Here is a 17,526-nt window from a genome sequence, read left to right as displayed (position 1 = left end):
ATACATCTTCCCCCTGACAGTTTTTGTCAGGGATGTGGTATAGACGTTTCCTATGAAAACTCTGCGGCTTTTTTCTTTGCTCGATAGACTTCGTTCTGCGTCCGCGCCTGTTTCGGCGGAGGCGCTTGCGGAGCTCATGGAGGTTTCGCCCCGCACGATTTATCGCGATATGGCGACTTTGCAGGCCATGGGTGCGCCGATCAGAGGCGAGTCGGGCTTAGGGTATCAGCTTGAGAAGGGCTATTTTCTGCCGCCACTGCACTTCGATGCCGATGAGCTGGAAGCGATTATGCTTGGGGTGAGGCTGGTTGTGGCAAGAGGTGATCAAGAATTGTCCGCTGCAGCGCAGCGTGTGTCGGGCAAGCTCAGCGCCACGATGCAGTCGGGTGCGGGGGATCGATATAAAAATCTTCCGCTCAGAGCTGTATCAAAAATGACTGAGGAACATAGCAAGGCGAACCTGCATCTATCATTTCTGAGGCGGGCGGTTCGAGATCGCGTCATCGTGAAAATTGACTATCTGGACCTTCGGGACAAAGCCACTGAACGCAGCGTAAGGCCGCTCGGGTTGACGATGTTTGATGCCGTGTGGCTGTTGACCGGATGGTGTGAAAGTCGCAATGATTTCCGCAACTTCCGACTTGATCGCATCACCAATGTTGTGAGCGATGGGCAAGTATTCCGGCATCAGAAAGGTCAGCGTTTCGAGGACTATCTGCTGACGCTTTAAAAATAGAAAAGGCCCGGCGCCCTCTCGGATACCGTGCCTTTTGTAATTGATTCCGGCTATTTTAACCGATCATCGCGCGACGCTGGTTGAGCGGGCGCTCAACGATTTCGCGCGGTGCCTTGACGCCGTCACGCTCTTCCAGCGCTTCTGCTTTCGCGAGATCCGCTTCGGCGACAACGAGTTCAGCTTCGGCGGCTTCCTTCTGCTGCATCAAATCGCGAATCGAGCCAAACAGATTGTCGCGACGCTGGCGTGCAGCTTTCGCAAAGGTCGGATAAGCGAAATGATTGATGTCAGTGATACCTGCCTTCTTTTCTTCCGATAGAATCTGGGCGTCGAGCTCTCCGGCCATCCGTTCGAACTCACCCATCATCAGGTCCAGTTGGCCCAGTTGGCGGCGCTTTTCCTTCACCTGGAACAATTTCAGCCTGACGAGGCTTTCACGTGGCTTCATACGCAATACTCCTTGAACACCAACCAGCTTTCTACACGTTGGGGCGTTCCCCCCGACTTTATTAACAGGCATATAAGGGAGTCGTTTTCCCGTAATGTGCCGTCTAAACCTTTGCAAAGCTTTGCTTTTCAGGGCTTTCGCTAAGCACGCAGTGTTAAGAGTGGTTAATTTTAGCGAAACGAAAAGTTAATATTCCGCTCTTTTGGTAACCATTTCTTTACCTGCAACGTTAATCATACGCGTTAGGAATTAAGGCTCGGTAAATTTGGTGTGCTTTTTGAGTAACAGGTGAAAGCTAGAGTCAATTGAATCACTTAAGAGATTTTCTTAATGTGATTCATGAGTATCGAGTGGGCGAGAGAATTGCTTATGATTCAGTTGGATACGGTTTTTTTCTAATAGTTAAAGAATAAGGCTTGCCAACCAGAATCATATTTTGTTAACCATTTGCAGACACCTTCATATTAAGGCAACGACAGTTCCGTCAGCTGCCGTGAGGGAAATCTGGTCAGCGGCGGAAAGGGGATAAGTATGCGCGTCCTTTTGATTGAAGACGACAGTGCTATCGCACAAAGCATTGAACTGATGCTTAAGTCCGAGAGCTTCAATGTCTACACCACCGATCTGGGTGAAGAAGGCATCGATCTCGGCAAGCTTTATGATTATGACATCATCTTGCTGGACCTGAACTTGCCGGACATGTCCGGTTATGAAGTTCTGCGTACTCTGCGCCTTTCAAAGGTTAAGACGCCAATCCTCATCCTTTCCGGCATGGCTGGCATTGAAGATAAGGTTCGTGGTCTCGGCTTTGGTGCAGATGACTACATGACGAAGCCGTTCCACAAGGACGAGCTCATTGCCCGTATTCATGCGATTGTTCGTCGTTCCAAGGGGCATGCCCAGTCGGTCATCACCACCGGCGATTTGATTGTTAACCTCGACGCGAAAACCGTTGAAGTTGGTGGTCAGCGCGTACACCTGACCGGCAAAGAATATCAGATGCTTGAGCTTCTTTCGCTCCGTAAGGGCACAACGCTCACCAAGGAAATGTTCCTCAACCACCTTTACGGCGGTATGGACGAGCCTGAGCTGAAGATTATCGACGTGTTTATCTGCAAGCTGCGCAAGAAGCTCGATGCCGTTTCGGGCAGCCAGAGCTATATCGAAACCGTTTGGGGTCGCGGCTATGTGCTGCGTGAGCCAGATGGCACAGAGCTGCGCGAAATCGCATAAGCGCTTTATCAAGACTGAAATGAATAAGGCCCCGCTTTGGCGGGGCCTTTTCTTTTAGCTGCATTAAACAAAAAAGCGCAGGTTTGACCCTGCGCTTTTCATAATCAATTGTCATTTATTCGGCAGAGAAAACGATGTCTTCCGCTGTGGCGTGAATAGAGATCGTCATGCCAGCTTCTTCAGCGAGCAACAGCGTGTAATATGGCTGAACCGAATGCGCATCGATTGGCTCTTCCGGTTCAGCGCCTGAATGAAGTTCAAGGAACTTCGGCGGGACGCGCAGCATCCGGCCCTTTACGGTAACGACGAAACGCGGGTCCGTATCACCGTTTTCAAGACGCACCGCCAGCGAGCCACCACGCGGAATAGCAGCGTTGCCGATCAGCAGCATATTGAGCAGCAACTTGACCTTGTTCTTTGGCAGCAGGACGCGTGCGCCTTCCCATGTCAGTTCCGGCTTTTCATTTGCGAAATATTGTGTAGCGACATGCTGCGCATCGCCGGTATCGATCTGTACGCCTGCAGAGCCGGCGGCACCAAAGGCGATGCGGGCAAACTGGAGACGGGCAGAGGCATTGCGCGCGCTTGATTTGATGAGCGCCATTGCGTCTTCATCCGCGCCACCTTCTTCCAACAGTTCAAGACCATTGTTGATCGCGCCTACCGGCGAAATGATGTCATGACAGATACGGCTGCACAGAAGCGCACCAAGATCGAGTGCGGACAGGGTAACAGGCAATGGCATGGTGGTTTCTCCAGGCGCGAACCGTCTCTGATGATCGACTTTTATCCCGATGTCAGACGGCAATGAGTTGATGAGCATAAACCCCGACGAATCATCATCGGGAACCTTGCGAATCTGGATACACGCCACGCTGGATTGCCGCAAGAAAGCTGTTTTTTCTGCCATTCTAAAGCCAATTTCGACGCATAAAGATTTAGACAAGAATTTCGCGGTTAGAATATGCACGATTCGTCAAAAGCGTTCATAAGAAGCGCATGCTAAAGCTTTTAACAGGGCGTCAGACAGAGAAGCTGGTAGGCAAAAGGAATTTATAAATGGCCATACCGTCCCTGTCGAAGATCAGGTTCCGCAACGCGGCGTATAGTTTAGCGTTTGTTGCGGCTTTCATGATCTCCATCATCGCGGTGCCGCACAATGCGCTGGCACAAAGCAGCAACACATATTCGTCTCAGGAAATTGTTGATTCCGGACACAGATTTTTTGGTTCTACATCGGGCGGCATTGCCAGTGCCGTTGAAAAAGCATTCCAGAGCTTTGGCCTCCCCAATGGCTACATTCTGGGTGAAGAAGGCTCCGGCGCTTTCATTGGCGGTCTGACCTATGGTGAAGGTACGCTTTACACAAAGAACGCTGGCGATCACCGCACTTTCTGGCAGGGGCCATCGCTCGGCTGGGATTTCGGCGGCCAAGGCTCGCGCGTTATGATGCTGGTGTATAATCTCGACGACATCCAGAGCCTTTATGGCCGCTATGCCGGTGTCGCTGGTTCGGCTTATGTGATTGCAGGCGTTGGTTTCAACGTACTCAAGCGTCAGAACATCATGCTGGTGCCGATCCGCACAGGCGTTGGTGCGCGGTTGGGTGTCAATATTGGTTATCTGAAGCTTTCCGCTTCACCGACCTGGAACCCGTTCTGATCGTTACCATGAACAGTCGCCAGTCATCCATATGGCTGGCGGCTCCTGTTTTTTTAAATGTGAAATGCCGTGATCCAGTCAGCGCTTATTTTCATACTTGGCGTTCTCGTGGCGGTTTTCGTCGTGGTTCTGCTTGGGCCTTCAGTCTGGCGCCGTGCATTCTTCTTGGCGCGGCGGCAGATTCATGCCGAACTCCCGGTCACTCTTGCAGAAATTCGCGCGGACCGTGATGGCTTGCGTGCAGAACATGCGGTTATCGCCAGCAAGCTGCAGCAGCAACTCAAGCTGGAACGTGAAAAATCAGCACGCCAACTGATTGAGATCGGTCAGCAACACGATGAGCTCAAGCGTTTTGCGACGCTCGAATCTGACATGGTAGAGCTCCGCGAAACGCTCAGCGCGCGTGACAAGCGAATAGCGGAAATCACCATTGAACGTGATAATGCTGCTGAAGAAGCAGAAATTGTTGAAGCTGAAGTGCAGCGGCTGCAAAAACACCTTTCATCTCTTGAAGCGCTAACCGATACGCTGCGTATAGAGTTGAGTACCAAAGAGGCCGATTATGGCCGTTTGACAAATGAGATGAGCGAAATGCGTCGGGAACGGAAAGATGCATCTGCACGCTATAATGAGGTTTCGACGCAATTGACTGCCGCACAGACTGAACTGAAAAGCGAAAAGCGCCGCAATACAGAATTGCAGCAGAAGCTCGATAAACTGATTGCTGATTTTTCTGATGCGCAGGAGCGGCTTGAACGTCACGCGCGTGACAGAGCATCAGTGACAGGCACACCAGCAGATATTCTGAAAGAGAATGCCGCGTTGCGCGAAGAAATGGCGGTTCTGGCAGCAAGAATGGTCGCTGCTACAGCCGACAAAGAAGGTGCTGCTTCGCCAATTAACAAGCTGCTCGATGCTGAGAAAACGGACAACGGTACCTCTCGCCCCAAAAGCCTTGCAAGTCGCATCCGCGATCTGCGCTAAGTTGTAGATCGCGTTTCAATCTGATTTAGTCAGATCCGCGCTCTAGTCTTCCGCAACAACATCGGCCCAATCGCCATGGCGCTTCACTTGCGCCTGCATGAAGCTGCATATTGGAATGATCTTCCAACCCGTTTTGCGCGCGTCTTCTACGGCATTGAGCGCAAGCGCCTGTCCTATACCTTTGCCGCGCATCGAATCGGGCACAAATGTGTGATCGATTGAAATGAGCGTCGGGCTTGGTTTCGTATAGGTCATCTCCGCTTGATCGCCATCAATGTTGACGACATAGCGACCGCTATCAGCAGCGTCGAGTTTTGTAATCTCTATATTCCCAGCCATGAGTTGACCCTTCGAAAGCATATGTCTTTCAAGCTCATATAGTCGCATCAACCAAAAGAAAAACCCCGGCCAGTGAACCGGCCGGGGTTTGATTTTGATCTTGCCGTTTCAAAGAAATAGCAAGAGCTTAGTGTCGATATTGCTGGATGCGGGTCGTCCTGAGACCGGCGAGACCATGCTCGTCGATTGAGGACTGCCAGCCCAGAAATTCCTCCACCGTCAATGTATAACGCTGGCATGCCTCCTCAAGGCTGAGAAGCCCACCGCGAACAGCGGCGACGACTTCAGCCTTTCGGCGAATGACCCAGCGCCTTGTCGAGGCGGGGGGAAGGTCGGCGATGGTCAGCGGACTGCCATCGGGACCGATAACATACTTTATACGCGGTCTTGTCAGATCGGCCATTGTACTCTCTACACAACACTCAAGGACCTAATCGAGACTGAGACTACCCCTATAGCTTTTAACATTTACCTAAACTGCTGGTAACTATCTGGTAACACTTGCAAAAAAATGCCTTATTTAGTGCGTAAGTCATAAAAAAACTGGACCACCAGTCATTTTTCTTAAAATGTCACGCGAAATTGTGGCGCAATTGCTGCAAATCAGACGATGTTTTTACTGCGACATCTTGGCAAGCACCCATTGTTTGACCTATATAGGGCGCAAATCTAAACTTTGAGAAGCAGGGCCTATGCCCGGAAGCTGGATTCAATCATGAGCCTGAACAGCCTCGATCTGCCGGGAAAGCCGGAAGACACGCGCGTTGTCGTCGCCATGTCGGGTGGCGTCGATTCTTCTGTTGTGGCCGGCATCCTCAAACGTGAAGGCTATGATGTTGTTGGCGTAACGCTACAGCTTTATGATCATGGCGCGGCTGTGCATCGCGCTGGTTCATGCTGTGCCGGTCAGGACATTGAAGATGCCCGTCGCGTTTCGGAAAGTCTCGGCATTCCTCATTACGTTCTCGATTATGAAGCGCGTTTCCGCGAAGCAGTGATCGATACGTTTGCAAATTCTTACGTGAGCGGTGAAACACCGATTCCTTGCGTGTCGTGTAACCAGACCGTGAAATTTGCCGATCTGTTGCAGACCGCGCGCGAGCTTGGGGCCGATGCATTGGCAACGGGTCATTATATCCGCAGTGGTTTGAATGGCGAACATCGTGCGATGTTCCGTCCGGAAGATTCTGATCGCGATCAAAGCTACTTCCTGTTCGCAACCACGCAGGATCAGGTCGATTATCTGCGTTTCCCGCTTGGTCACCTGCCAAAGGCTCGTGTGCGTGAGATTGCGGAAGAAATGGGTCTGACCGTTGCGAAAAAGCAGGATAGTCAGGACATTTGTTTTGTTCCGCAGGGTAAATATACCGACATCATTTCCAAGCTGAAGCCGGAAGCGGCAACGCCGGGCGATATTGTTCATATCGATGGCCGTGTGCTTGGGCGTCATGACGGCATTGTTCATTATACCGTTGGCCAGCGCCGCGGCATTGGTGTTGCTACAGGTGATCCACTTTATGTGGTACATCTTGATGCTGCCAATACGCGGGTTATTGTTGGCCCACGTGAAGCACTAGAAACGCACAAAGTATTTTTGCGTGACGTGAACTGGCTAGGTGATCAAGCAATTGATGCCCTGCCAGAAGGCGGCATGGAAGTGTTCGCCAAGGTCCGTTCGACACGCCCACCACGCCCTGCTGTTCTGCATCATGCAGACGGCAAGACATGGGTAGAACTTGTTGATGGCGAAAGTGGCATTGCACCCGGACAGGCTTGCGTACTTTATTCGGACGATAGCAATACCGCACGGGTATTTGGTGGTGGGTTCATCGCCCGTTCGGAGCGTGAACCAGGCGCCGAGGAAATGCTCCGTCGCCTTGTTACGGGGACAGCCAGCGCTTCTGCAGCCTAAGAACGATTTTTAAACAGCTTAAAAAAAGCCTCCGGCATTTGCGGGAGGCTTTTTGTGTTCAGCCAAATTTGCTGAAGCGGGAGAGGGCAATGCCCGATGCTGTCGCCACGTTAAGGCTGTCAAATTGCGATGACATGGGAATGCGCGCACCCGTGAGCTGCCGTAAAAGATGTGCGGGGAGCCCTTCGCCTTCAGTGCCGAATAACAGCGCCTGACGATTGTTGCTTGGCGCCTGATAGATATTCAATTCCGATGAAGGGCTGAGCGCCAATATATTGAATTTGGCGGCCTGTAGTGTCGCTATGATTGTTTCTATGTTCGCACCGTGAAAATACGGAACCTTCAATGTCGCGCCAACCGAAACGCGTATGGCTTTTCGGTAGAGGGGATCGCAGCAGGTTTCGTCCATCAAAACGCAATCTGCCTCAAAAGCAGCTGCATTGCGGAAGATCGATCCGACATTGTCGTGGTTGGAAATGCCACATAAAACGACGGCGAGTGCGTTTGCTGGCAAACGATTGATCATGTCCGCGAGTTCAGGCTGAGGCTTGCGTCGTCCGACCGCCAGAATGCCACGGTGGACATGAAATCCAGCCACCTGGTCCATGACGGATTGCGGTACGGAATACACCTCTACACCTGCTGGCAGTTGTGCAAGCTGATCCTGCAGGCCACTCAGCCGGTTTTCGAGAATAAGCAGGGATTCTGTTTGAAAGCGCGCAGCTTCCGAAAAGAGAACATTGAGAACGACTTTACCCTCAGCGATAAAGCGCTGTTGGCGGCCAACCAGATCTTTTTCTCGGATGTTTTTATAGGCTGCGAGCCTTACATCATTGGCGTCAGTTATTTCGACGACAAAGTCGTGCGATCCGGGTTGTGTTGCCTTCATCGCACGACTTATGCCTCATGAGGTTATGTTATTGATGGAGTACAGCCGCCATTTCGCGCCGACGCGGAGCTGGATTCATATAGAGACTTGAAAGCGTAGACAACATCAACTCGATATGAGGCGATGATACAATATAATAAATTGTCTGGGCGTCTCGTCGTGTAGACACCAGGTCAAGCGCTCTCAGTTTTGCCAGATGTTGCGATAAAGCAGACTGACTGAGGTCGATAGCTTTTGCTAACGCGCCAACAGACATTTCATTGTGAAGCAATTTACACAAAATGAGCAGTCTCTTATTCTTTGCTAATGCGGAAAGAAAATCCGCTGCGGAATCAACATTTTCAACTAAATCAAAAAAATTTTCGTTAGACATTTGCAGTCATACCCCCGTAAGACAGCATAAGGTTAAAATTGCCCGGCTACATTTTTGAGCGAGCAGTACAAAAATTAATACTATATGCGGAAATTTTAAAGTCCTTGCTTATATGTCTACGCATAAAAAAACGCCCTATTTGTCCCAAAAAACATGGTGATTTGTTTCAACGGGCGATTTTAGGCCCGCTAGATACCCTTGTTGATTGTTTTCTGTGACCGCTGACAGCTGATATCAGAAATGCATCTTTACAGAGAAAAATTCGATTCTTAATCCGCAGCTCATATATCAAAACAGAGAACTTATGCGGGTAAAGATTATTATAAATGAACCGCCTTTAGCGCAATTTTCTAAAAAGTGACCAGATATAAGAATCTGAATCTAATTTTCGGTTAGAAAATCGGTTAAGAATATAACTAGATTCTAAAAATTACGCTTGCATTGTTTGTTTGTACACGTTTCGATAAGCGCCACTTGCGCGCTTAGGGTGCGCGCAATAATATTTCCGTGGAGGCGGGCACTAAATGAAATTTTATAAAACACTTCTGGCGGCAACGGCAGTTGTCGCTCTGATGAGCGGCGCAGCATCGGCAAAGACCTTTGTCTATTGCTCGCCAGCTTCTCCTGAAGGCTTCGATCCTGCTGCCTACACTGGTGGTGACACGTTCGATGCGTCGGCGCATCCGGTCTATAACCGCCTTGCAGAGTTTGAAAATGGCACAACTGAGGTTGTTCCAGGCCTGGCAGAAAGCTGGACTGTTTCGGACGATGGTAAGGAATACACTTTTAAGCTTCGTGAAGGCGTCAAGTTCCACTCGAGTGACAATTTCACGCCAACCCGTAATTTCAACGCTGATGACGTGATCTTCTCGTTCGACCGTATGGGCAACAAGGAAAACCCTTGGCACGAATATACGTCCGGCATTTCGTACGAATATTTCGATTCCATGGAAATGGGTTCGCTGATCAAGGAAATTCAGAAGATTGACGACAACACCGTCAAGTTTATTCTGACCCGTCCGGAAGCTGCTTTCCTCGCAAATATCTCAATGCCTTTTGCGTCGATCATCTCCAAGGAATATACAGATAAGCTCGCAGCCGATGGCAAGCAGAGCGATCTTAACCAGTTCCCGGTTGGTACTGGTCCTTTCCAGTTCGTCGCTTATCAGAAGGACGCAGTTGTTCGTTTCAAGGCGAACCCGGATTACTGGGGTGGCAAGCCTAAGATCGATGATCTGGTCTTTGCAATCACCACTGACCCTGCGGTTCGTGCGCAGAAACTCAAGGCCGGTGAATGTCATCTGATGTCTTACCCTGCACCTGCTGACATTAAAGGTCTTCAGGGCGATTCGAACCTTAAGGTCGATGAGCAGGCTGGCCTGAACGTCGCTTACTTCGCTTACAACACCACTGTTGCTCCATTTGATAAGCCAGAAGTGCGTAAGGCACTCAATCAGGCTGTTAACAAGCAGGCAATCGTTGATGGTGTTTATGAAGGTCAGGGCCAGGTTGCCAAGAACCCGATTCCACCGACAATGTGGAGCTACAACGACAAGATCGAAGACGACAAGTACGATCCGGAAGCTGCCAAGAAGGCTCTCGAAGCTGCTGGCGTCAAGGATCTGAAGATGAAGCTGTGGGCAATGCCTGTCAGCCGTCCTTACATGCCAAACGCACGTCGTACTGCTGAACTGATGCAGTCAGATCTTGCCAAGGTTGGCGTAAACGCTGAAATCGTTTCGATGGAATGGGGTGAATACCTCAAGAAGTCCGGCGAAAAAGACCGCGACGGTGCAGTCATTCTCGGCTGGACTGGTGACAATGGTGATCCGGACAACTTCCTCGGCACGCTTCTGGGCTGCGCAGGCGTTGGCTCGAACAACCGCGCTCAGTGGTGCTACCAGCCATTCGAAGACCTGATCCAGAAGGCCAAGGTGTCGACAAGCCATGATGAACGCGTGAAGCTTTATGAAGACGCTCAGGTGATCTTCAAGGAGCAGGCTCCTTGGAACACGATTGCTCATTCGACTGTTTTTGTGCCGATGTCGGCCAAGGTCACGGGCTTCAAGCAGAGCCCTCTTGGTGACTATCGCTTCGAAGAAGTCGATATCACAGAGTAAAATCCCGACAACACCAGCGGCCGGGTGTGGAGGTTTCCTCCGCACCCGGTCGGAGTTTTTGTATGTTTCGTTTCATATTTAACAAACTTCTCTATCTGATACCGACTTTCATCGGCATCACGATTGTTGCTTTCGCCTTTGTGCGCGTGCTGCCGGGAGATCCTGTTCTGCTGATGGCGGGTGAGCGCGGCGTCAGTCCGGAGCGCCATGCGCAATTGCTGGCTCAGCTCGGATTTGACCGGCCATTGTGGGAGCAGTACCTCCATTATGTCGGCAATCTCCTGCATGGTGATTTTGGTCAGTCGCTGGTGACAAAAAAGCCAGTTATCGACGAATTTTTTGCGCTGTTCCCGGCAACGGTTGAACTGGCATTCTGTGCAATCATTCTGGCTATTCTTGTCGGCATCCCGGCAGGCGTTATCGCTGCTGTCAAGCGCGGTTCATGGTTTGATCAGGGACTGATGGGCATCTCACTGGTTGGTTATTCAATGCCGATTTTCTGGTGGGCACTGCTTCTGATCATTCTGTTCTCGGGTGTCTTGCAACTGACGCCCGTTTCAGGCCGTATCTCGCTGCTTTACTACTTTCCTCCAGTGACAGGATTCATGCTAATTGATAGCTTGCTGTCTGGTCAGAAAGGGGCGTTCGCTTCTGCCGTATCGCATCTGATCCTGCCGACGATCGTTCTGGCCACGATTCCCCTTGCGGTTATTGCGCGTCAGACACGCTCGGCGATGCTGGAAGTGCTGGGTGAGGATTATGTCCGCACAGCACGCGCCAAGGGCTTGCCGCTTCGTCGCGTCATTGGTCTTCATGCGCTGCGTAATGCGATGATTCCTGTCATCACAACAATCGGCCTTCAGGTCGGTGTGTTGATGGCCGGTGCGATCCTGACAGAGACCATTTTCTCCTGGCCCGGCATTGGCAAGTGGATGCTCGATTCGATTTCGCGACGCGACTATCCGGTCGTTCAGAGCGGATTGCTGATCATTGCGTTCATTATCATGATCGTTAATTTGGTCGTCGATCTGCTTTACGGTCTGATCAATCCGCGTATCCGGCACAAGTGAGGGTATCATGACACACCCAACAAATCAGCCGGCGACAAATCAGTCGGCAGCTATCCAGCCGGAAATGACAAACGAAGTCGGCAAACTCCGGGCTTTGAAAGATTTCTGGTTTTATTTCAGCGTAAATCGCGGCGCTGTCATCGGTCTTTTCGTCTTTCTCGCAATCATTCTGGTGGCGATTTTTGCACCGTTGATTGCGCCGCATAATCCGGTCGAACAATATCGTGATTTCGTGAAGGTGCCTCCGTTCTGGGAGCAGGGCGGTAGTACGCAGTTCCTTTTGGGGACGGATGCGGTTGGCCGTGATATTCTGTCTCGCCTGATCTATGGTGCTCAATATTCGCTGCTCGTGGGCTTTGTCATCGTTATTATTTCGATGTGCCTCGGCATCACGATTGGCGTTATTTCTGGCTATTTCGGCGGCGGCATTGATACGGTTTTCATGCGTATCATGGACGTTATTCTGGCGTTCCCATCATTGTTGCTGGCTCTGGTTCTGGTGGCTATTCTCGGACCAGGCCTGATCAACGCGGTGCTTGCGATTACGCTGGTTTTGCTGCCGCACTTTTCGCGTCTGACGCGCGCTGCTGTGATGGCCGAAAAAGAGCGGGAATATGTAACCGCTTCAAGGCTTGCTGGTGCAAGCAGGTTCCGTCTGATGTTCAAGACGATCCTGCCAAACTGTCTTGCGCCGCTGGTCGTTCAGGCCACCATGTCCTTCTCGAATGCGATTCTGGACGTGGCCGCACTTGGCTTCCTTGGTATGGGCGCGCAGCCGCCAACACCTGAATGGGGCACGATGCTCGCGGAAGCACGCGAGTTCATTTTGAGTGCGTGGTGGATTGTTACTTTCCCTGGTCTTGCGATCCTGATCACTGTTCTTGCGATCAATCTGGTCGGCGATGGTCTGCGCGATGCGCTTGATCCGAAACTGAAGAGGAGCTGATCGATGGCTTTGCTTGAAATCAAGAACTTGACGGTTTCGTTCGACACTTCGACTGGCCCTTTTAAAGCGGTTGATGGCATCGATATCTCGGTGGACAAGGGCGAAGTGCTGGCAATCGTGGGAGAGTCCGGTTCGGGTAAATCGGTGGGCATGCTCGCCGTGATGGGTTTGCTGCCGAAGACTGCGACTGTTACCGCCGACAGCATGACATTTGACGGGCAGGACCTGAAAGGTATGTCCGACAAGGAACGCCGCAAGATCATCGGACGCGATATTTCGATGATCTTTCAGGAGCCGGTCGCAAGCCTTAATCCGTGTTTCACGGTTGGCTATCAGCTTGAAGAAGTACTGAGGCGCCATCTGGGGCTTAAGGGTTCCGCAAGCCGCGCACGCGCCATTGAGCTGCTTGAACTGGTCGGTATCCGCGATGCGGCTGAACGCCTCTCCAGCTTCCCGCATCAGATGTCGGGTGGCCAGTGCCAGCGCGTGATGATCGCGATTGCGATTGCGTGTAATCCCAAGCTGCTGATTGCCGACGAACCGACCACTGCGCTTGACGTGACGATCCAGAAGCAGATTCTCGATCTGCTGATGCGTCTTCAGGTCGAACATGGCATGGGTTTGATCATGATCACCCATGATATGGGTGTTGTTGCTGAAACGGCTGATCGTGTGATTGTGCAGTATAAGGGGCATAAGATGGAAGACTCCGACGTGTTGTCGTTGTTTACCGCGCCTAAGCATCCTTACACCCGTGCGCTTCTTTCGGCTTTGCCGGAAAATGCGACGGGCGACCGTCTGCCCACGGTTTCCGATTTTGTCTTTGCAGATAAATCCGCAGGAGAAGCGTGATGAGCGAGATTGTTCTCGAAGCGCGCGACATCAAGCGCGATTACCATGTTGGTGGCGGTCTCTTTGGCAAGCCGAAAGTCGTCCATGCCGTGAAGGGTGTGAGCTTCAAGGTGGAGAAGGGCAAAACACTCGCAATCGTCGGTGAATCGGGTTGTGGCAAGTCGACGCTTGCCCGAATCCTCACCATGATCGATCCGCAGACATCCGGCGAATTGCTGATCGGCGGACAGGATGTGAATATTGCCCGTGATGGTCTGACACCAGAAATGCGCCAGAAGGTGCAGATCGTGTTCCAGAATCCGTATGGCTCGCTCAATCCGCGCCAGAAGATTGGTGATGTTCTGGCTGAGCCTTTGCTGCTCAACACGAATATGTCGGCTGCCGAACGTCGTGAAAAATCGATGGAAATGCTTATCAAGGTTGGCCTTGGCAAGGAACATTTCAATCGCTACCCGCATATGTTCTCTGGTGGTCAGCGGCAGCGTATTGCAATTGCACGCGCACTGATGCTCAATCCGAAGCTGCTCATTCTGGATGAACCGGTTTCGGCGCTTGATCTTTCGGTGCAGGCACAGGTGCTGAATATTCTTGCTGATCTTCAGGAAGAGTTTGGCCTGACTTACGTGTTCATCAGCCACGATCTGTCGGTGGTTCGTTACATCGCGGACGATGTGATGGTGATGTATTTCGGTGAAGTTGTTGAATACGGCTCACGTGACGATGTGTTCAACAACCCGCAACATGACTACACGAAGAAACTGTTTGCAGCGACACCGCGTGCGGATGTGGATGCAATCCGCGCCCGGGTTGAAGCGCGTGCGGCAGCACGTCAGGCTGCACAAGCTTAAAGCTCTTTAAATTGAAAATGAAAACGCCGCCTTTTTTAGGCGGCGTTTTTTTAATGCTGTCCGCGCTGCTGATGCCAGGAGAGCGCCCGAACAATGTCATCGGCGCTGATTTTTCCGATAATAGCGCCATTCTCGACAATGCCCACATCGCCGCTGCTGTCCGCGACGGCATTCATCAGTTCCCGAACAAGCGTTTCTTTTCGTGTGGTTGCTGCAAATGGGCGAGGGGCTGCATTGCGGTCAAACGGGGTCATGATGTCGCCCGCTTGCAACACGCCGAGCGGGTTCATATGGGCGACGAAATCCGCCACATACTGATTGGCGGGTTGCAGGAGGATGTCCTGTGGTGTTCCGCACTGGATAATGCGCCCGCCTTCCAGAATAGCGATCCGATTGCCGATCTTCATCGCTTCGTCAAGATCATGGCTAACGAACACAATCGTTTTCTTAAGCCGGGACTGGAAGGTCAGGAGCTCGTCTTGCAAGCGTGTACGGATCAGCGGATCAAGCGCTGAGAATGGTTCATCCATCAACAGGATGGGTGCCCCTGTAGCAAACGCGCGGGCAAGGCCTACGCGCTGCTGCATGCCGCCGGAAAGCTCGCCCACCTTGCGGGTGGCCCATTCCTGCAAACCGACCAGTTCAAGCTGGGCGCGTGCGTGGTTGAGCCGTTCCTGCTTGCCCATACCGGATATTTCCAAGCCAAAGGCGACGTTTTCTTCAACCGAACGCCATGGCAGCAGGCCAAATTGCTGGAACACCATTGAGACAAGTTCCGTCCTCAGGTGACGCAGTGTCTTGCGGTCGGCATTGCCAACATCAATCGTGCGTTCGCCATCGCGGATCAGAACGCGACCACGCGAAATTGGATTGAGCCGATTAATGGCGCGCAGCAGCGTTGATTTTCCCGAACCGGACAAGCCCATCAGGACGAGAATTTCGCCTTCCTGAATATCGAGCGAGCAATCATGGACGCCTAGGACGAGATCGGTCTCAGCCTGAATTTCCGAGCGTGAGGCACCACGATCAGCCAGTTCCAGGGCGCTATCGACATGCTTGCCGAAGATGATGCTGACGTCTTCTACAGAAATGATCGTCATAACCGGCTCTCCTATTTCTCGCGCCCGGCGCGGAAGATGCGATCAAGCACGATGGCGACCACGACGATGACGAAGCCCGATTCAAAACCGAGCGATGTATTGACGGAGTTGAGCGCACGAACCACTGGCACACCCAGGCCATCTGCCCCCACAAGGGCCGCAATCACCACCATGGACAGCGAGAGCATGATTGTTTGGGTCAGCCCTGCCAGAATTTGTGGCATTGCGTAGGGCAGCTCGATTTTCCACAGAAGCTGACGACGGGATGCGCCGAAAGCTTCACCGGCTTCGATCAAGGAGGAAGGTGTCGATGAGATGCCCAGATGTGTCAGCCGCACCGGGGCTGGTAGCACGAAAATTGCTGTTGCCAGCAATCCGGGCACCATACCGATGCCGAAGAAGACAATTGCCGGAATGAGATAAACGAAGGTTGGCAGCGTCTGCATCAAATCGAGAATTGGGCGCATGACGGCATAGAGCTTTGGTCGATGCGCTGCTGTAATGCCGAGCGGAACGCCGATAGCCATGCAGAGAAAGCAAGCTGACAAAACAAGTGTCAGTGTCTTGAGCGTTGCATCCCAATAGCCTTGATTGATGATGAACAAAAAGCCGATAATCGTGAGGAAAACCACAGAAATGCGGCGCTGTATGAACCACGCAATAGCTGCAAAAATGGCGATGAGGGCCAAAGGATGCGGCAGTTGTAATAAATACAACAAACCATCGATGAGCCACTGCATCACAGATGCCAGCGCATCGAAAAAACCGCTCATATTATCAGTAAGCCAGTCGACCACCGACTTTGCGGTCGGTCCAACCGGGATTTTATAGTCCGTCAGCCAGTTCAACGATTGTGACTCCTGCTGCGTTCTTTCTGGTTTTGATTTTGTGCAAGCGAGCAGGCCGCAGGATGCTGCGGCCCTGCCTTGTCAAAAATTACAGGCCGAGTTCTGCCTTGACGGCTGGGAGACCTTCCTTGCCGTCCACCGTGGTCACGCCGTCGAGCCACTTGTCGAGCACGGCAGGATTTGCCTTGAGCCATGCGGTCGCAGCTTTTGCCGGTTCTTCGCCATCATCGAGAATTTTGCCCATGATCTCGTTTTCCATTTCAAGCTGGAATTCGAGATTGGTCAGGAACTTGCCAACATTCGGGCATTCCTGCGCATAGCCAGCGCGGATATTGGTTTCGACCGTCGCACCGCCGAGGTTCGGCCCAAAGAAATCATCGCCGCCGGTGAGATAAGCGATTTCAAAGCGCTTGTTCATCGGATGTGGCTCCCATGCGAGGAAGACAACCGGGTCTTTGCTCTTAATGCTGCGAGCGACCTGCGCCAACATGCCCTGTTCCGATGATTCAGCGAGTTCGAAGGACTTGAGGCCAAAGGCATCCTTGGTGATCATATCGAGGATCAGGCGGTTGCCGTCATTGCCTGGCTCTATGCCGTAAATCTTGCCGCCGAGCTTATCCTTGAAAGTCGCGATGTCCTTGAAATCTTTCAGGCCTTCGTCATACGCATATTTTGGCACCGCGAGTGTGTATTTCGCGCCTGTCAGATTGGTGCGCAGCGTTTCCACGCTCTTATCATCCAGATAAGGCTTGAGATCGGCACTCATCGACGGGTTCCAATAACCAAGGAACACATCGATGTCTTTCTTGCTCAGCGACGCATAGGTCACTGGCACAGAAAGAACCTTGATATCGGTTTTGTAGCCAAGGCCCTTGAGTATCTCTGTCGCCACAGCAGTCGTCGAGGTGATGTCGGTCCAACCGACATCGGAGAAGCGAACGGTCGAGCAGCTTTCAGCTTCGGCAGCCTGTGCCGCGGCTGGAAGGGCAAAGATGGCCGTGGTAACAGCCAGCATTTTCAGGGCGTGTTTCAGCGAAGGCGTCGATGTGGACTTCATTTTTCTCTCCATTAACCGGGCCGTTTTGACGGTTGATTGTTTTTCCGGTTCCAGCTTTTAGCAAACACCAAAGATTTCGCCGATCAAGTACCATTGCGGCGAAAATATT

General features: G+C 51.9%; 19 protein-coding genes. 10 read left to right on the top strand and 9 right to left on the bottom strand.

Annotated features, from left to right (window positions below):
* Positions 1-52 precede the first annotated feature (52 nt).
* On the top strand, positions 53-730 hold the full coding sequence (locus RI570_RS03170; RefSeq protein WP_313826912.1) for a YafY family protein: 678 nt from the start codon (positions 53-55) through the stop codon (positions 728-730).
* A gap of 61 nt (positions 731-791) precedes the next feature.
* Here RI570_RS03170 and RI570_RS03165 read toward each other — a convergent pair whose 3' ends face one another.
* Entirely contained in the window at positions 792-1,184 is a 393-nt protein-coding gene (locus tag RI570_RS03165; RefSeq protein WP_250038718.1) for a flagellar export protein FliJ, read from the bottom strand.
* A 531-nt stretch (positions 1,185-1,715) separates the two neighbouring features.
* Between RI570_RS03165 and ctrA the strand changes: the two genes are divergently transcribed.
* Positions 1,716-2,417 carry a response regulator transcription factor CtrA gene (ctrA, locus tag RI570_RS03160; protein ID WP_313826911.1) on the top strand — a complete coding sequence of 234 codons (702 nt, stop codon included), beginning with the start codon at positions 1,716-1,718 and terminating at the stop codon, positions 2,415-2,417.
* Between the two features lie 115 nt (positions 2,418-2,532).
* Here ctrA and chpT read toward each other — a convergent pair whose 3' ends face one another.
* A complete protein-coding gene (gene chpT, locus RI570_RS03155) occupies positions 2,533-3,162 on the bottom strand; it encodes a histidine phosphotransferase ChpT (protein ID WP_187544283.1) in 630 nt (209 codons plus the stop codon).
* Between the two features lie 314 nt (positions 3,163-3,476).
* On the opposite strand from chpT, the gene RI570_RS03150 reads away from it, so the two are divergent.
* Complete coding sequence (locus RI570_RS03150) at positions 3,477-4,079, top strand: DUF1134 domain-containing protein (protein WP_313826909.1); 603 nt, start codon at positions 3,477-3,479, stop codon at positions 4,077-4,079.
* Positions 4,080-4,172: 93 nt separating this feature from the next.
* Positions 4,173-5,063 carry a hypothetical protein gene (locus tag RI570_RS03145; protein ID WP_313828532.1) on the top strand — a complete coding sequence of 297 codons (891 nt, stop codon included), beginning with the start codon at positions 4,173-4,175 and terminating at the stop codon, positions 5,061-5,063.
* Between the two features lie 42 nt (positions 5,064-5,105).
* Here RI570_RS03145 and RI570_RS03140 read toward each other — a convergent pair whose 3' ends face one another.
* Positions 5,106-5,402: a GNAT family N-acetyltransferase gene (locus RI570_RS03140; RefSeq protein WP_313826908.1), complete on the bottom strand. Its 297-nt coding sequence runs from the start codon at positions 5,400-5,402 to the stop codon at positions 5,106-5,108.
* A gap of 127 nt (positions 5,403-5,529) precedes the next feature.
* Positions 5,530-5,805, bottom strand: coding sequence for a DUF1153 domain-containing protein (locus RI570_RS03135; RefSeq protein WP_250038723.1), 276 nt, complete (start codon positions 5,803-5,805; stop codon positions 5,530-5,532).
* A gap of 312 nt (positions 5,806-6,117) precedes the next feature.
* Between RI570_RS03135 and mnmA the strand changes: the two genes are divergently transcribed.
* Positions 6,118-7,314 (top strand): tRNA 2-thiouridine(34) synthase MnmA, encoded by a 1,197-nt coding sequence (mnmA, locus tag RI570_RS03130; protein ID WP_313826907.1) that lies wholly within the window; start codon positions 6,118-6,120, stop codon positions 7,312-7,314.
* A 58-nt stretch (positions 7,315-7,372) separates the two neighbouring features.
* On the opposite strand, the gene RI570_RS03125 is transcribed toward mnmA, so the two are convergent.
* Together RI570_RS03125 and RI570_RS03120 are read right to left on the bottom strand one after the other, a co-directional pair.
* Positions 7,373-8,203: an RNA methyltransferase gene (locus RI570_RS03125; RefSeq protein WP_313826906.1), complete on the bottom strand. Its 831-nt coding sequence runs from the start codon at positions 8,201-8,203 to the stop codon at positions 7,373-7,375.
* 28 nt (positions 8,204-8,231) lie between these two features.
* Positions 8,232-8,576, bottom strand: a complete 345-nt coding sequence (locus RI570_RS03120; protein ID WP_313826905.1) for a metalloregulator ArsR/SmtB family transcription factor — start codon at positions 8,574-8,576, stop codon at positions 8,232-8,234.
* Between the two features lie 524 nt (positions 8,577-9,100).
* On the opposite strand from RI570_RS03120, the gene RI570_RS03115 reads away from it, so the two are divergent.
* From RI570_RS03115 to RI570_RS03095, 5 genes are all read left to right on the top strand, one after another.
* A complete protein-coding gene (locus RI570_RS03115; protein ID WP_313826903.1) occupies positions 9,101-10,696 on the top strand; it encodes an ABC transporter substrate-binding protein in 1,596 nt (531 codons plus the stop codon).
* A 62-nt stretch (positions 10,697-10,758) separates the two neighbouring features.
* Positions 10,759-11,766: an ABC transporter permease subunit gene (locus RI570_RS03110; protein ID WP_313826902.1), complete on the top strand. Its 1,008-nt coding sequence runs from the start codon at positions 10,759-10,761 to the stop codon at positions 11,764-11,766.
* Between the two features lie 7 nt (positions 11,767-11,773).
* Positions 11,774-12,712, top strand: a complete 939-nt coding sequence (locus RI570_RS03105; RefSeq protein ID WP_313826901.1) for an ABC transporter permease subunit — start codon at positions 11,774-11,776, stop codon at positions 12,710-12,712.
* A gap of 3 nt (positions 12,713-12,715) precedes the next feature.
* Positions 12,716-13,564, top strand: coding sequence for an ABC transporter ATP-binding protein (locus RI570_RS03100; RefSeq protein ID WP_313826899.1), 849 nt, complete (start codon positions 12,716-12,718; stop codon positions 13,562-13,564).
* A complete protein-coding gene (locus RI570_RS03095; RefSeq protein WP_313826898.1) occupies positions 13,564-14,412 on the top strand; it encodes a dipeptide ABC transporter ATP-binding protein in 849 nt (282 codons plus the stop codon). The genes RI570_RS03100 and RI570_RS03095 overlap by 1 nt, the downstream gene beginning before the upstream one ends.
* Before the next feature lie 50 nt (positions 14,413-14,462).
* On the opposite strand, the gene choV is transcribed toward RI570_RS03095, so the two are convergent.
* The 3 genes from choV to RI570_RS03080 all read right to left on the bottom strand — a co-directional run bounded on the left by choV (position 14,463) and on the right by RI570_RS03080 (position 17,417).
* Positions 14,463-15,512 carry a choline ABC transporter ATP-binding protein gene (gene choV, locus RI570_RS03090; protein ID WP_313826897.1) on the bottom strand — a complete coding sequence of 350 codons (1,050 nt, stop codon included), beginning with the start codon at positions 15,510-15,512 and terminating at the stop codon, positions 14,463-14,465.
* 11 nt (positions 15,513-15,523) lie between these two features.
* Positions 15,524-16,360, bottom strand: a complete 837-nt coding sequence (choW, locus tag RI570_RS03085; protein ID WP_313826896.1) for a choline ABC transporter permease subunit — start codon at positions 16,358-16,360, stop codon at positions 15,524-15,526.
* Between the two features lie 88 nt (positions 16,361-16,448).
* A complete protein-coding gene (locus RI570_RS03080) occupies positions 16,449-17,417 on the bottom strand; it encodes a choline ABC transporter substrate-binding protein (RefSeq protein ID WP_409558610.1) in 969 nt (322 codons plus the stop codon).
* Between the last annotated feature and the right edge of the window lie 109 nt (positions 17,418-17,526).

Source organism: Brucella pseudogrignonensis (assembly GCF_032190615.1).
Classification (GTDB): domain Bacteria; phylum Pseudomonadota; class Alphaproteobacteria; order Rhizobiales; family Rhizobiaceae; genus Brucella; species Brucella pseudogrignonensis_B.
This window is presented reverse-complemented; position numbering and strand designations above follow the sequence as displayed.